At 44.9% G+C, this 13,851-nt stretch carries 16 protein-coding genes; 4 read left to right on the forward strand and 12 right to left on the reverse strand.

Annotated features, from left to right (window positions below; genetic code table 11):
* Positions 1-47: 47 nt before the first annotated feature.
* Together KNQ04_RS03310 and KNQ04_RS03315 are read right to left on the reverse strand one after the other, a co-directional pair.
* Positions 48-1,049, reverse strand: a complete 1,002-nt coding sequence (locus KNQ04_RS03310; RefSeq protein ID WP_214847273.1) for an ATP-grasp domain-containing protein — start codon at positions 1,047-1,049, stop codon at positions 48-50.
* A gap of 91 nt (positions 1,050-1,140) precedes the next feature.
* Positions 1,141-1,638: a VanZ family protein gene (locus tag KNQ04_RS03315; protein ID WP_214847275.1), complete on the reverse strand. Its 498-nt coding sequence runs from the start codon at positions 1,636-1,638 to the stop codon at positions 1,141-1,143.
* A 224-nt stretch (positions 1,639-1,862) separates the two neighbouring features.
* Between KNQ04_RS03315 and KNQ04_RS03320 the strand changes: the two genes are divergently transcribed.
* Positions 1,863-2,282, forward strand: a complete 420-nt coding sequence (locus tag KNQ04_RS03320; protein ID WP_214847277.1) for a helix-turn-helix domain-containing protein — start codon at positions 1,863-1,865, stop codon at positions 2,280-2,282.
* 62 nt (positions 2,283-2,344) lie between these two features.
* Here the strand turns inward: KNQ04_RS03320 and KNQ04_RS03325 are convergent, their stop codons facing one another.
* The 4 genes from KNQ04_RS03325 to KNQ04_RS03340 all read right to left on the reverse strand — a co-directional run bounded on the left by KNQ04_RS03325 (position 2,345) and on the right by KNQ04_RS03340 (position 5,040).
* Positions 2,345-2,662, reverse strand: a complete 318-nt coding sequence (locus KNQ04_RS03325; protein ID WP_214847278.1) for a hypothetical protein — start codon at positions 2,660-2,662, stop codon at positions 2,345-2,347.
* A 200-nt stretch (positions 2,663-2,862) separates the two neighbouring features.
* Complete coding sequence (locus KNQ04_RS03330) at positions 2,863-3,606, reverse strand: hypothetical protein (protein WP_214847280.1); 744 nt, start codon at positions 3,604-3,606, stop codon at positions 2,863-2,865.
* Positions 3,599-4,810 carry a hypothetical protein gene (locus KNQ04_RS03335; RefSeq protein WP_214847282.1) on the reverse strand — a complete coding sequence of 404 codons (1,212 nt, stop codon included), beginning with the start codon at positions 4,808-4,810 and terminating at the stop codon, positions 3,599-3,601. Before KNQ04_RS03335 ends, KNQ04_RS03330 begins: the two co-directional genes overlap by 8 nt.
* Positions 4,811-4,893: 83 nt before the next feature.
* A complete protein-coding gene (locus KNQ04_RS03340; RefSeq protein ID WP_214847284.1) occupies positions 4,894-5,040 on the reverse strand; it encodes a hypothetical protein in 147 nt (48 codons plus the stop codon).
* A 147-nt stretch (positions 5,041-5,187) separates the two neighbouring features.
* Between KNQ04_RS03340 and KNQ04_RS03345 the strand changes: the two genes are divergently transcribed.
* Positions 5,188-6,060, forward strand: a complete 873-nt coding sequence (locus tag KNQ04_RS03345; protein WP_214847286.1) for a helix-turn-helix domain-containing protein — start codon at positions 5,188-5,190, stop codon at positions 6,058-6,060.
* Here KNQ04_RS03345 and KNQ04_RS03350 read toward each other — a convergent pair whose 3' ends face one another.
* Entirely contained in the window at positions 6,061-6,456 is a 396-nt protein-coding gene (locus KNQ04_RS03350; protein WP_214847288.1) for a hypothetical protein, read from the reverse strand. It lies immediately after the preceding gene.
* A gap of 300 nt (positions 6,457-6,756) precedes the next feature.
* Positions 6,757-6,930, reverse strand: a complete 174-nt coding sequence (locus KNQ04_RS03355) for a hypothetical protein (RefSeq protein WP_214847289.1) — start codon at positions 6,928-6,930, stop codon at positions 6,757-6,759.
* A gap of 129 nt (positions 6,931-7,059) precedes the next feature.
* Here KNQ04_RS03355 and KNQ04_RS03360 point away from each other — a divergent pair, with 129 nt between their 5' ends.
* Positions 7,060-7,641 carry an LOG family protein gene (locus KNQ04_RS03360; RefSeq protein ID WP_214847291.1) on the forward strand — a complete coding sequence of 194 codons (582 nt, stop codon included), beginning with the start codon at positions 7,060-7,062 and terminating at the stop codon, positions 7,639-7,641.
* A 493-nt stretch (positions 7,642-8,134) separates the two neighbouring features.
* Here KNQ04_RS03360 and galU read toward each other — a convergent pair whose 3' ends face one another.
* From galU to KNQ04_RS03380, 4 genes are all read right to left on the reverse strand, one after another.
* Complete coding sequence (gene galU / locus KNQ04_RS03365) at positions 8,135-9,019, reverse strand: UTP--glucose-1-phosphate uridylyltransferase GalU (RefSeq protein ID WP_214847294.1); 885 nt, start codon at positions 9,017-9,019, stop codon at positions 8,135-8,137.
* 131 nt (positions 9,020-9,150) lie between these two features.
* Positions 9,151-10,104: an ABC transporter ATP-binding protein gene (locus tag KNQ04_RS03370; RefSeq protein ID WP_214847296.1), complete on the reverse strand. Its 954-nt coding sequence runs from the start codon at positions 10,102-10,104 to the stop codon at positions 9,151-9,153.
* 15 nt (positions 10,105-10,119) lie between these two features.
* Entirely contained in the window at positions 10,120-10,929 is an 810-nt protein-coding gene (locus tag KNQ04_RS03375) for an ABC transporter permease (RefSeq protein WP_214847297.1), read from the reverse strand.
* Between the two features lie 254 nt (positions 10,930-11,183).
* Entirely contained in the window at positions 11,184-11,375 is a 192-nt protein-coding gene (locus tag KNQ04_RS03380; RefSeq protein WP_214847299.1) for a hypothetical protein, read from the reverse strand.
* Positions 11,376-11,746: 371 nt separating this feature from the next.
* Here KNQ04_RS03380 and KNQ04_RS03385 point away from each other — a divergent pair, with 371 nt between their 5' ends.
* The gene (locus KNQ04_RS03385; RefSeq protein ID WP_214847300.1) at positions 11,747-13,843 is read left to right on the forward strand and encodes a 5'-nucleotidase C-terminal domain-containing protein; all 2,097 of its coding nucleotides are present in this window, start codon (positions 11,747-11,749) and stop codon (positions 13,841-13,843) included.
* Positions 13,844-13,851: the final 8 nt, after the last annotated feature.

Genomic DNA, 13,851 nt, shown 5'->3' on the forward strand with positions numbered 1-13,851 from the left:
CTCTATCGAGAGAGCGGCCCCTTTTGTGTGTGGATTGCTTAGCTTTTTTACGTTTTGTTGTGGTTGGATTGTTCGAATTGAGCCGCTGATACGAGGGTCACGGTGTCGTGTTTCATCATGTAGCGGTTTTCTTGATACTGACCGATCGCCGGTCGATTGATATGCCCCTGCAAATTTTGATAAAGTTGCGCCGGGAAATTGACACCACACTCATAGGCGTGCGGGTACCCACCCCCGAAGCGCGGATTGATTTCGGATAGATACAATGTCCCGTCGACGTCAAAGACATCAAAGTCAAGGGGACCGACAAGTCCCGTTCCTTCTAGCACATGCTCGACGAGTTCAAACACATCCGCACGGACGACAGAACGACTTTTATCCGTTTCTCCGGCACGCATCACAAGTTTTTCCTTAATGAAAATCGACGTCACTTCCTGAGAAAGTAAATCGACATACACATCCACACCAAGTTCCGGCCCGTCCAAAAACTCCTGGACGATCAAACCTTCCGATTGGTCAAATAAATGCTCGACTTCAGGGAGCGACCCGACCCGGCTGACGGCGATACTCGCACTCCCGTTTCGCGGTTTGACGAAAACCGGGAAATCGATTTCCTGCAATGCGAGGGCTTCTTGAAAAGCAGCTAGCGTATGATAGGTTTTTGCGTGTGCGATGCCTTGTCCGACACAATGCGTATACATCGCATACTTATCAAAACAAAGTGCACATGCTTCCTGCGGTGAAACGACGACGGTCACACCGATCGTCTCAAACCGATCATGTGCCGCAGCAAGTGATTCAAGTTCCGGATCTATCAACGATAAAAGCGCCGTCACTTGCTGCTGCTGACAAAGTTCAAGCAAATGATCGATATAATCCGGATGAGTGATTTCGGGTACGATATAGTGGTGATGTGCCATGTAGAGGGCTGGTGCGAGTGGACTACAATCCGCCGCACTGACCTGACCATCTTTAAACTCTCTTACAAAATACTCGACTAGCTTTGCGCGACGTCCGGCACTTGTAATCAATAGATGGGGTCTTCTCATATCGTCCGCTCCTTTTTGTGTATTACCTAAAAGGATTCGCTCTCACACGAACCGAACCCTTTTTTGTATCGTATTAACTAGGACAGAAGTCTCAGGATATCCTGATTGGTTGTTCCGCTAACCGTTTTCTTCGAATCAGACGATATAATAAAATACCGATGATTGCTCCAGTCCCGTCCAGTAACACATCTTGAATGAGCCCTGTCCGACCACCCGTTACGATTTGATGAAACTCATCGAACACGGCAAGTGTCGTCGCTAACGTATAGGCAAATAAACCCGCTAACACATAAGGACGTAATAAACGAAATGTTAAGTCAATCAAGGCAAAACCGAGTACAATGAAAATAGACAGATGAGCGCCCTTACGAATAAAAAATTCGATGAAGCCAGACGCACCAAGCGCTTGAACACTGACTTCTCCGTGGTAATCAAATGATACGAACCGAAATGAGTCGACAAAGTCTAAATTAAAAAAACGCGATAATCCGGGTTTTAGTGACTGTTCCTCATACGGCATCGAACTCGAAATGAATAGGATGATGACGATGAGTAATGTGACGTAACCGGACCATGGAATCTTGCGCACTGTACAATCCCTCCCTCGCTAATCTACGTTCTAGAATACCATGTTATGACTAAAACACATCCTACTCTGATAGCAATCCATGTTTAATATTAATCCCATTTCATACATAATTACTCATTTTACATTATTAGAAAAACTTTTTTTTACAGTCAACAGGTTTGCTTTGTACTCTAAATGGTTATTTAGTACTATATGTAAGGTGAAAAGAATAGGAGTTGAGGGCTTTGAATCGCGCTCTTGGGAAAAAAATCATGCAACTACGAAAACAACACAGGTATACCCAGAAATACCTCGCCGAAAGGTGCGGTGAGTCGACGACCTCGATTTCTGCTTACGAACGTGGACAACGAATGCCGAGCGTACAAACTTTGGAGCGACTCGCAATCGCACTCAATACGACAGTCATTGACTTAACGGATCCGGAACATGTCCAACATCCGACACTGACAGAATTCATCTCGTCATCGATTGAGCCGTTAAAACCAATCGACTTTAAGCACGTTCTCGAAGATATCCTCGTTCACTTGACGCTCTCGAACGAAGTTTACTTTGATGGTCGCTTGTTGCCACAAGATGTCCGAGACGAGATGGCGTCGTCCGTCAATCAAGCATTGCAGCATGGACTCGAATCCATCGAAGCCTAAAAAAACACGATGAGAAGTAGCAAGGAACATCGTTCCCCTATACTTCTCATCGTGTTTTTTAATCAATCCGTTTTGACGATATGATGAATGTATAACTGTTCGTCTTCGTATGTCGCTTCAAGCAAACGACTGAAAAATGTTGTTCCAGCTGACTTTTCTGCAAGGAATACACGTTCAAATCGACGGTGTGCTTGTTCAAGAAAACTGAATTTCAACTCGCGTTCAGTGGATTTAAATGTTAGGTGTGTCCCGACTTGACCGAAGGCGTCAGTGAGCGTTTGTGATTCGACGAATTGATACGTCTCTTTCGGAAACAAAGTCGCGATGAAGGTAAAACAGCTGTCTTGCATGGTTTGAAATCGTGCTATTTTTTTATCCATAACCGTTTTCATCCTCCGAATTCACTAATTAACTGGACTAAAATATAATCTGCACCATTTTAGTTATTACCCTGACTTTTGACTCATTCAAACAAATATTTGAAATATTATTTTAATTTTAACCTCTATCATTTTGTCATGAAATCAAATGTTAGTCAAAAATAACCCGGTCAGCGTCTGCCGACCGGGTTATTTTCTGTTCATGCTAATTTGTTTAACTCTAAGATATGAACCGTTTTTCCCGCATACAAGATTTGACCGGAATACTTCGAGAGCTTCGCAAATTCAAACAGTGTCGACGGGTCATAGAGATACTCGACCGCGTATCCGACTTTTTCATCTGCTACTGATTTTAAATACAAGTTTAAAATCAATCGTTCACCGTCAATCTTTTGACCATAAAATAACGTACAATCGTTCATTCGCTTCGAGGCGATTGGTTGGACATGCTGTTTCAAGTGCCCGATATTATGAAGATTGACCAACAGCCGACCATCGACCGTCAACAGCTGCCGAATGTTTCGGAAAAACAACAGTAATTCTCCCCGCGAGTAGCGGGCAATCGTCGTCCCCGGTAAAACCAACCTATCAAATGCTTCAAAACCGACCGCATCAACGACGTCATGACTGAGAGCATAGACTTTATGCAAAAATCGTGACGAAATCCCTTCAAGACGACTCGCTTCTGGTTCGACGAGATACAAGTCATATCCTTCCGCAGACAGCGTGTTGAATAACTCCGGATCAAACGTTCCGTACAACAGAATCCGTTCGTCCCGACTCAAGTAACGACGGTAAAACGTCAACTCATCAATTTCAGGTAGCTGCATCGTTTCTTGATAAAGACGCATGAACCGCTCATCCGCATTGAAGTTATCGAGAACTTTTACTTTTGAATAACTTCCTTTACGTGAAAACGGTCCAAATAGTGGGGCATCAGCCATGATAAATCAACTCCTTGTATGCTTGAATCGCCGTTTCATAATCGCCACCAAGCCGGTCCGGTAAGACATCGAACCGGTCCTTTTGATCCGCCTCTAAAATCCATAAAAATGCTTCGTCTGTTTCAAACAGTTGATTCGTCGTCAGTTCAAAGACGAAACACCCTTCCCGGTTATGAATGCCGATCATTGTCAACGGTCCAATTTTTCCGAGTGTTCGTGGTAAATCAAGGGTTGAATATGGCGTGACAAGTTGACTTTCCGTCATGAAAGAGGCTGCGAGTTGATAGAGTAACGGATACAGTGCCAGTTCTTGGCGCGAAGCAAGTGGCGAGAAGGACTGGCGTTGCTGTTCTCGCAACTTACTGACGTTGATACCGAGCATATCACTTAGACAAATTTGCTGACCATAATCAGCACAGATGCCATCTTTAAAGATAAAGAGCCGATGGGATACCGTCATACCGACGAGTGTCGCATAATCGAGAATCCCGATCTGCCGTTCGCGGTTCGGGACACGGCTCGTTGCGTGCCATGTCGCAAATGCTTCTTCAAGTTCCGACCGACTGACGACGGCGAGCTGTGTTTTTATATCGAGTGCTAATGTATCTGAAAATGCCATCAAGACAGGCGTCCGACTCATCAATTCGATGACCGGTAAATCGTGCCGTATCGTTTGGTCGACATACAATACACTATTGATCGTCATTTGATCAAATAATGTCGGATTGATGGAATCCAGCAGACTCGTTTCTTCGACATAGACGTGCCGAAGTGGTTGCGGATGCCGAGACGTTACCTCAGGATAGACACCTGTGAATAAAGACATGAGTGCGTCTTGCAAGGCAGTCGGGGCGTACGCGGCGATGGGCTCTTCAAACGGAAGCGTAATGCCATTTAAAAAGTACGGATCCCCGAACAACACATCCCCCTTATCATTCATCAGATGAAACTGGACATGAAGCATTTTTTGTTGGAGGTAGGCGACGAGACGCATCGTCCGTTCCCCTGAACCACGGAGAATGAACAAATAATGTTCAAATTCTTGAAAGTCCATGTAGTCCAGTAAATCGAGAAACGTATGTGTGTTGTAATCATAATGGTCGAACGAAAAACGATGTGTCTGACAAAAAGCGATAAAGGCTTCTGTCGGTTCAAGCTGATGCAGCCACCCTTCGCTCTCTGTGAGTACGGTCAGTCCAATCATGTCCATTCTCCTTTCATCTGATTGTGTAAAAAAGGGCTTCACACCGCTAGCGGAATGAAGCCTCGCCATCCGGCGGACGTTAATTATGAAGTTTTTACTTGACGCTTCGCTACTGGTTTGACACGATCCATTTCCCGACTAGCCAAGGGTGCAACCGAGACCGTCGAAGCATTGAAGCACCAGCCACAAGACGAAATCGTACGGCGCGATTCTTTAAAGGTGAGATTCATAGGTGTTACCCCTTTCTTTCGTTTAGAATGGTCATCAAAAACGTTGACGAAATATCACAGTAAAAAGTTGGTGTTGTCCGGGCATCACTTCTATAATAAAAGGAAAGACACGTTGTCGAATCCACTTGTATAGAAAGGACCGAATCCATGGATCAATTCACGTCACCCCAGATTGGCCTTGCCCTTCGCCGCCTTCGCAAAAAACATAACTTGACGCAGAAGGATTTAGCGAATGGAATTTGTAGCCAAGCGGAGATTAGTAAAATTGAAAGTGGTACACATTCACCAACGGTTGAACTACTTTTCTTAATATCGAAAAAGCTACAAGTTCCATTTTCTGCTTTTTTTGATCATGCTAATTATCGAGAATCATTTCATCAACTTGACGATGAATTACTAAAAAAATTTAGAAATAATGAATTTAAAGAAATATATGAAATTGTAAATGCTAAACTGCAAAGTACTTATATTGAGGAGGAAATTATTTTACTGCTTCAATACTACAGTAGTATCTCCGCTCATCGTTTACAAAAAATTGATTATAGAACTTGTATCGTTGTATTGCGTCAGTTATCAGAAAAATATTCTTCGACTTTTTACTCACCAAGCATGATTATTCGTATAAAATCTGCTATTGCAAATTTATATTCTGAAAATAAAAGTTATACACACAGTAGAAAAGTTTACGAAGAACTGATTGAGCTTGACTTTGAAAGCAACGAACTTTTGCTGGATAGAATTAGAATTCTTTACAATTTTTCAAAGACTCTTCTTCAACTTAAAGAATCAGAATATGCTTTAAATATCGTCGAAGAAGCCATTCAACAAAGTCTACGATTTAAAGATATGTCTTTGTTAGGCCAACTCTATTATCAACAAGGTTTGTGTTTAGAGAGTTTAAATAAAAATAAAGAATTAATAAAACAGTCCTATTTCAAAGCGAGTATTTTTTTTGATCTTTTAAATATGAATGAGTATCGTCAAATCACACTTAAATATAAATCTGATTTTTTAAATTGATTATGCTTTGTTACTGATAATGTATTCATATGGTAAGTCTTGTTTTGCTAACGGTTTGACTACGTATTCGTACGGTAAGTCTTGTTTTGCTAACGGTTTGACTACGTATTCGTACGGCAAGTCTTGTTTTGCTAACGGTTTGACTACGTATTCGTACGGTAAATCTTGTTTTGCTAACGGTTTGACTACGTATTCGTACGGTAAGTCTTGTTTTGCTAACGGTTTGACTACGTATTCGTACGGTAAGTCTTGTTTTGCTAACGGTTTAACTACGTATTCGTACGGTAAGTCTTGTTTTGAAACTTGATTAATATTTTCTTGCGTATTCACAGCTGATGTTGATAAACCGATTACGACTACTCCTAGGCACAATGCCAATTTATTTTTCAAGTTCATGAATAATGACCTCCTAATATTTTTATATGACTTATTAACATCATCATATAACCTTAGACCCCCTTCAGATATTCGAATACGAATATTTAAGGTATTTTGTACATTATTCACACGACAAGTTACTTTCGGCATAGGTCATACGTCCTGAAAGATGTTGTTTTTTAACATTTTATCCATCATTGTGTCGAATCCATGTATAAAAATAGATTTTTTAGAATATTCCTTCATGCCTATTGTATTATTTCTTTCCTATAAAATAGCGACCTCCCTGCTGAAAACATCAGCTGGAATGGTCGCTTTTCATTTAGAGGAACGTCGGAGTGTAATAAAATAACCGACACCAAGTATCAAAATCAAGCCGAGTAAAATCGTACTGATTGTCGTCCGGGTCGGCGATTCCGGTAAAAAGATCCCGAGCATCAAGTTAATACCTGCGATGATCAACACGAGCCAAACAATCGTTTTTGGTCGCATCGTTTCTTCCCTCCTGTCGTGTCCATTCTTCATGTAAAATTCCTGCTAAGAATGCTGAGTCCTTTTTCAATTCCGCTCCCCGATATGGTATGTTGAGCGGAGAACAATCTTGAAGGAGGACGATTATTTATGAAAAAACTCGCTGTTTTTTGTGGTTCAAAAGATGGAGCCTCTCACGTTTTCCGTGAAGCCGCTGCAACGCTCGGTACGATACTCACACAACATGACTTAACTCTCGTCTACGGCGGTTCACGTGTCGGGACGATGGGCGCTGTCGCCGATGCCGTACTTGCTGCGAACGGACAAGCAATCGGTGTTTTGCCTCATTTCTTACAAGAAAAAGAGATTGCCCACCCGAATCTGACGGAACTTCACCTCGTCAGTTCGATGCATGAACGAAAAGCGAAGATGGCCGAACTGGCGGACGGATTCATCATCTTACCGGGCGGCCCAGGGACAATGGAAGAATTTTTTGAGGTCTTCACGTGGGCCCAGCTTGGTCTACATGAAAAACCGTGTGGCATCTTGAATATCGACGGGTATTACGATTCCCTGATTGCTTTGTTCAAGCAGATGGAAACGCAAGGTTTCCTCATCCCGGAACATGCTGCGATGTTACTCGTCGAGTCGACGCCTGAAGCATTGCTTGAGCGGTTCCGTCACTACGAGGCACCTCATGTGAAGTCTTATTTGAATACGAAGCAAACGTAAACACCACGTTCCCTTAGATGCTTTTCTACCTAAGTTTTAAAGTCATTTCTTTTAAGAAGTGGCTTCAGCGTGTAGACAAACTCTCATGAAGCGTGAACATGCAATAACGAGAGACAATCCGGTCGCGCTTCCCTGTCTCGCCTCGTCTTCAAAGCGGCAATCTTCCGCGCCGCTACAGCAAAGCTGCAGGGTCGCGATCGATTGCTTTTCGCTTTAAAAGCGATTCGAGACGGATTGCGCTCTAAGCCGTCTGTTCCCTCACGGTATTACCTAAAAAGCGTCACGTTTCGTTGACTCCTGCGGGGAAAAGTGCGTTTTTAACGCACTTTCAGAGGCAGGCAAGACCCTGCTCGTTGTCCGTTAGGATCAAGGAGCAACGGCTTGCGCCTCGCCCGAGGAAAGCAACGAAAAAAGATGCTTGATCTCCGGATGGCACTTTGTCTACAGCCTGAAGTCACTTCGATTTAAGAAGTGACTTTTTTCTTTCCCCGCATCACCCCTGATCGTCCCACTCCGCGACGTACTGCTTCAGTAGAGCTTTGACTTCCTCTTGAATCTCCCCGTCCTTCAGCGCGAAGGCGAGTGTCGTCTCGACGTACCCCATCTTCTCCCCGACATCAAACCGGTCCCCTTCGATGTCGTAGGCATAGACGTCCTCGACCCCATTCAACCGTTCAATCGCGTCCGTCAACTGGATTTCACCACCGGAACCGACTTCTTGCGTCTCTAAGTAATTAAAGATCGCCGGGGTCAAAATGTATCGTCCGATGATCGCCATGTTCGACGGTGCCGTCCCTTGCTTTGGTTTTTCGACGAATTGACGGACTTGATAGCGGCGTCCGACTTGATCGCTTGGGTCGATGATGCCGTACCGGTGTGTATGCTCCGGCGCGACCTGCTGAACACCGATGACGGACGAATCCGTCGCTTCGTACTGATTGATCAATTGTTTGAGACCCGGAGGTTCCGCGACGATCAAGTCGTCTCCGAGTAGCACGGCGAATGGTTCATTCCCGATGAAATGACGGGCACTCCATATCGCGTGTCCAAGACCCTTTGGTTCCTTTTGACGAATGTAATGGATTTCAGCCATCGTCGTCGAGGCATCGACTTCCTTCAAAAGTGCAAGCTTCCCTTTTTGACGCAATATGTTTTCAAGCTCCGGCGCATGGTCAAAGTGATCCTCGATTGCTCGTTTGTTGCGCCCTGAGACGATGATGATCTGTTCGATTCCTGAGGCGACGGCTTCCTCGACGATGTATTGGATCGTCGGTTTCGTCAAAATCGGTAACATCTCTTTCGGCATTGCTTTCGTCGCTGGCAAAAAACGTGTTCCGAGTCCTGCCGCCGGAATGATGGCTTTTCGAATCTTCTGCATCCTCAAGTCCCCCTGTTTGTTAATTTACTAACCGTACCTGTCCGTTATACTACTTCTTTTTCGGACAACCGATTCCCTGTTTTCTAGTCAAAAAAAGACCAGCGTGCCTCGGCACCGCTGGTCGTTCCATCTTAAAATAAGTTGAGAATGGCGTCACTGAGCGAAGAGAATGATGGTGTCTCGTCAATCACCATCACACTGCCGGCAGCAAGGACGAGCAATCCGAGTCCGGACAAAATCCAACCTGGATGTTTGACCGTGTCTTCAGCATCGACATTTTGTTTCCCTCGGCGTGCGTTTTGGGCTTGCTCTTGCAAGCGGTCCTTCCGGTATTGGTGCTGCTCTTCTTTTGACAGTTTCTTATATGACAGTAAAAAGCGTTTGTACTGTGGGACGACGTCTTTCGTCGTGCCATCGAGTTTGACTTGACCGTACTCGAGCCAAATCACACGCTCACAGAAGTTTCGGATTTGCGACAACGAGTGACTGACGAAGATGATCGTCTTGCCTTCGTCCTTAAACTCGTTCATCTTATCGATACACCGATTATAGAACGTTTGGTCACCGACCGATAACGCTTCATCGACAATCAGGATATCGGCATCGACGTTGACAGCGATCGCGAATCCGAGACGCGACTTCATCCCACTCGAATATTTTTTAATCGGTTGGTCGATGAAGTCCCCGATATCAGCGAAATCGATGATACCCGGCATCCGGCGATTGATTTCTGCGTCATCCATCCCGAGCATCAAACACTTGAGGCGGATGTTCTCACGTCCCGTCAAGACACTTTTCAGTCCTTGCGAGACGGCGATGATCGCGACTTCTCCATTGATTTCGACGTCGCCTTCATTGGCATAGATGATACCTGAAATCAAGTTCGATAACGTCGATTTTCCGGAACCGTTGATCCCGACGAGACCGACGACTTCCCCTGACCCGATTTCGAGTGAGATGTCACGCAGTGCCGTGAACGTCTTCACATTTTTACTTTGTTTCTTAAATAACAGCTTAAATTTTTCTTTCGTAGTCGTGACCATGTCAAACCGTTTCGTGACATGTTCGAGTTTTATCATAGACATAGCGATTTCCTTCCCTTAAACGAGCTCAGTGAATGATTTACGGAACTTAATGTGCAAGTAAGTCCCGGCTGTGAATAATAGAAGCGTCACGCTCCAGAAATATAGTCCCGTCGGCCATTCCTGCCAGACCCAGGCGCCACCGAGCAGGCTCGCGCGGTATCCTTCGACGAGGTAGAAGACCGGGTTTAGACGGAGCAGACCATGTAAGACATCTGGGAACCGTTCAATGTTCCACAGAATCGGAGTCAAATAAAAGAGCATCCGCATCATCGATTGTAAGAAGAGCTGGATGTCTTTGACGAGTGTGATCAGCGTCGAGAAGCACAGTGAAAAGGCATAGACGAAGATGTACGTCGCCGCCATGTAATACGGCAGTTGGAGCAGCTTCCATGTCATCGGAATTCCATTCAGCAGGATGACGACAAACACGATCAACAGCATCGCGAAGTGTTGGTACATCCGTGACAGGATGACGTACGACGGGATGGCACTCATCGGGAAACGCATCTTCGTCACCATCGCGAGCCGGTTGTTGATCGAGTTCGATCCACGGAGTAACGCATCGTTGATGAAGAACCAGACGACGATCCCGCAAAGCAACCAGACGATGAACGGCGTATCGCCGTCAACGTTTTTGTTCCCTTTCAGACCAACACCAAAGACGAACCAGTAAATAAAGATTTGCAGACCGGGGTTGAGAAGCTCCCAGAGTAAACCAAGGCGTTGCTCCGCGTGCGCCGATTTAATCTCGTATCGTGCGAGGCGCCGAATCAGCGGAAAATTCTCCACTTGTTCGCGGATGATATTTTTCATTTCGTTCAACATAATTAAGTTCCTTCCGATCCGTAGAGGTACATGTATTTTAGTTCAGTTACTTCTAGTCAAGATGACGGGTAGATCCGCGATGTCTTCAAACGAATCCATTCCCGTTGGCAGGGCACATGCCCTACCTAATGTTTCGTATTCCCCCCTTCAGATGGGACAAATCTTTTCATATTAAAAGTAGGTGATATTCACCATATACTTAATCAATTCTAGCCATCGTTAAAAATCGTGTCAATCTATTGAGGAAACCGACACTAAACTGTAGCTTTCTCAACGACAAAAAACCGCTCTCCTGGATGTGTGTCTACATCAAGTGGGAGCGGTTCAGCATGTGTAAAAGCCGGAAGACCAATCGTCGTTGGTGGAGATGACAACCCCCAGACGAGCAAGGCAATCATCATACAAAGAATGATGACGATCAGACTTCCCCGAATCGATTCATTCATAAAGTTAGTCATCCTTCCATCCATAAGTTCGCTACTACCCATGATACAAGATTATCCCACTAAAAACTACAAGCTGATTATCAAATAATGGGAATGATCGATAAACTCATCGTATTTTTCTGTTCCCTTTTGCAGAAATCTGAAATATAATGAAAGCGTTATCATTTATTAATTGCTTGTCTTCTGACTGCTTCCACGTCGATTAACAGACCTTTTTAATCCGTTGTCCCGTCGTCTGACCTAAGAATTTACGAATTTTTCAAAACATTTACGACAAAACGTTTTACAAAACACTTATAGTAGAAGAAGAGGTCAACGATCGCATTTTGACCTTGCATTCATACACCCACTTTGAAGGAGGATTTCTACGTATGTACAAATCAAAACCGCTTTACGCGGCAGCCGTCGCTGTCGCCTTGACGACATCGGCAATCGTGCCGGTTGCGCAAACAACTGTTTCTGCTGCAACGCATGTTAAAGTCAAAACGGTCAAACTCAAGTCACTCGTCTTCACGAAAGGTGCCCCGGTCAAATTACCTGCTACATACAAGGGCAACAAAATCACGTGGAAAAAGTATGACACACACCTCTTCAACCGTTACCAAACCGTCAAAGGTACGTACGGTAAGAAAAAATCACCAATCGAAGTGAAAATCCACGTCCAAAACTACGCTGTCAAATTCGTCGATCATGTAAAAGAACAGACAATCTATGTCGGTGAAAAACCGGTTCTTCCGAAAAAACTGGCTGTCCTTTACGCAACAGGTCGCGTTTACGACAAACCGGTCCACTGGACGAAAGTGGATACCGATGAGTCAGGTGTTAAATATGCGGTCGCAACATACAAACGTCTTGGAAAAACGATTACGCTTAAAGCAAAAATCAATGTCCTCGACATGAATAAAGAAGATTTCTCAATCGGCTTACTCCACACGAACGATACTCACGCAAATCTTGATAAGGTCGCAAAACGTGCGACTGTCATCAAGGAACTTCGTGCAAGCTACAAAGCAGACGGTAAACCATCACTCTTGCTTGACGCCGGTGACGTTTTCTCGGGCTCGCTCTACTTCAATAAATTCCGTGGTCAAGCTGACCTCGAATTGATGAACTATATGAAATACGACTTGATGACGTTCGGTAACCATGAGTTCGACCTCGGAGATCAAGACAACCACCAAGCACTGAAAGATTTCGTCACGAACGCGAAGTTCCCATTCATCTCGGCGAACGTCGATTTCAGCAAAAACGACTTGCTTGCCGGACTTCAATCGAAGACGATCACAACAAGTCCTGCTAAAGGACATATCTACCAAGGTGTAATCAAAGAATACAAAGGACAAAAAATCGGTTTCTTCGGCTTAACAACAGAAGAAACAGCTGAAATCTCAAGCCCGGGTACAGTCGCTTTCGCGAACTATATCGCGAGTGCACAAGCCACCGTCAAAAAATTCGAAGCCCGAGGCGTCAACAAAATCGTCGCTTTGACACACATCGGATTCGATGACAACGAAGCAGTCGATAACGACCAGTTACTTGCTCGTAACGTTGACGGAATCGATGTCATCGTCGGCGGTCACTCGCATACGAAACTTGAAGCACCTGTCGTCGTCGACGGTGAAACGGTTCCTGGTAAAACAGAACCGACGATCATCGCTCAAGCTTACCAATACGGCGACTTCCTTGGAAATCTCGATTTGACGTTCGACTACAAAGGGAAATTGACGGAGTACAACGGTTCTCTGATTGACGTCTCTAAAGCAGCAGAAGACGCAAGAGCGGCTGAAATCCTTAAACCATATGCGGATCAAATCGCTGAACTCAAAAACGAAGAAGTCGGCGCGAACATCGTCAACGAGCTCACAAACCCACGCGGGGCGGTCAGTGTCCGGAACAGCGAAACAGCACTCGGTAACTTGATCACGGACGGTATGCTCAAAAAAGCAAAAGAATACAATAAAGATGCAGTCATCGCCATGCAAAACGGTGGTGGGATCCGTGCAGCGATCAGTGCCGGTCCACTGACAGTCGGTGAAGTCTTAACGACACTTCCGTTCGGTAACACACTCGCGACTGCTAAAATGACAGGTGCACAAATCAAAGACTTACTCGAAATCAGCGTCGGTGTCGCCCCAATCGAAAACGGCGGGTTCCTCCACGTATCGGGTATGAAGTTCGAATACAACAGTAAAAATGCTAAAGGTGAACGCGTAACGAAGATGGAAGTCAACAACGCCGGTACGTACGAAACAATCGACCCTGCGAAGACTTATGTCATCGCGACGAACGCTTTCACAGCAAAAGGTGGAGATGGACTGACACCATTCGCAGATGCCTATAAAGAAGGACGCGTGACGGATCTTGGTCTCTCGGACTGGGAAAACCTCCGCGACTACACAGCATCACTCAAAGAAGTTGATTACAAAATCGAAGGGCGCATCGTCGATACAGCGACTGCACCAAACTAATTTCAAAG

This window comes from Exiguobacterium sp. s193 (assembly GCF_018618755.1).
Taxonomy (GTDB): Bacteria; Bacillota; Bacilli; order Exiguobacteriales; family Exiguobacteriaceae; genus Exiguobacterium_A.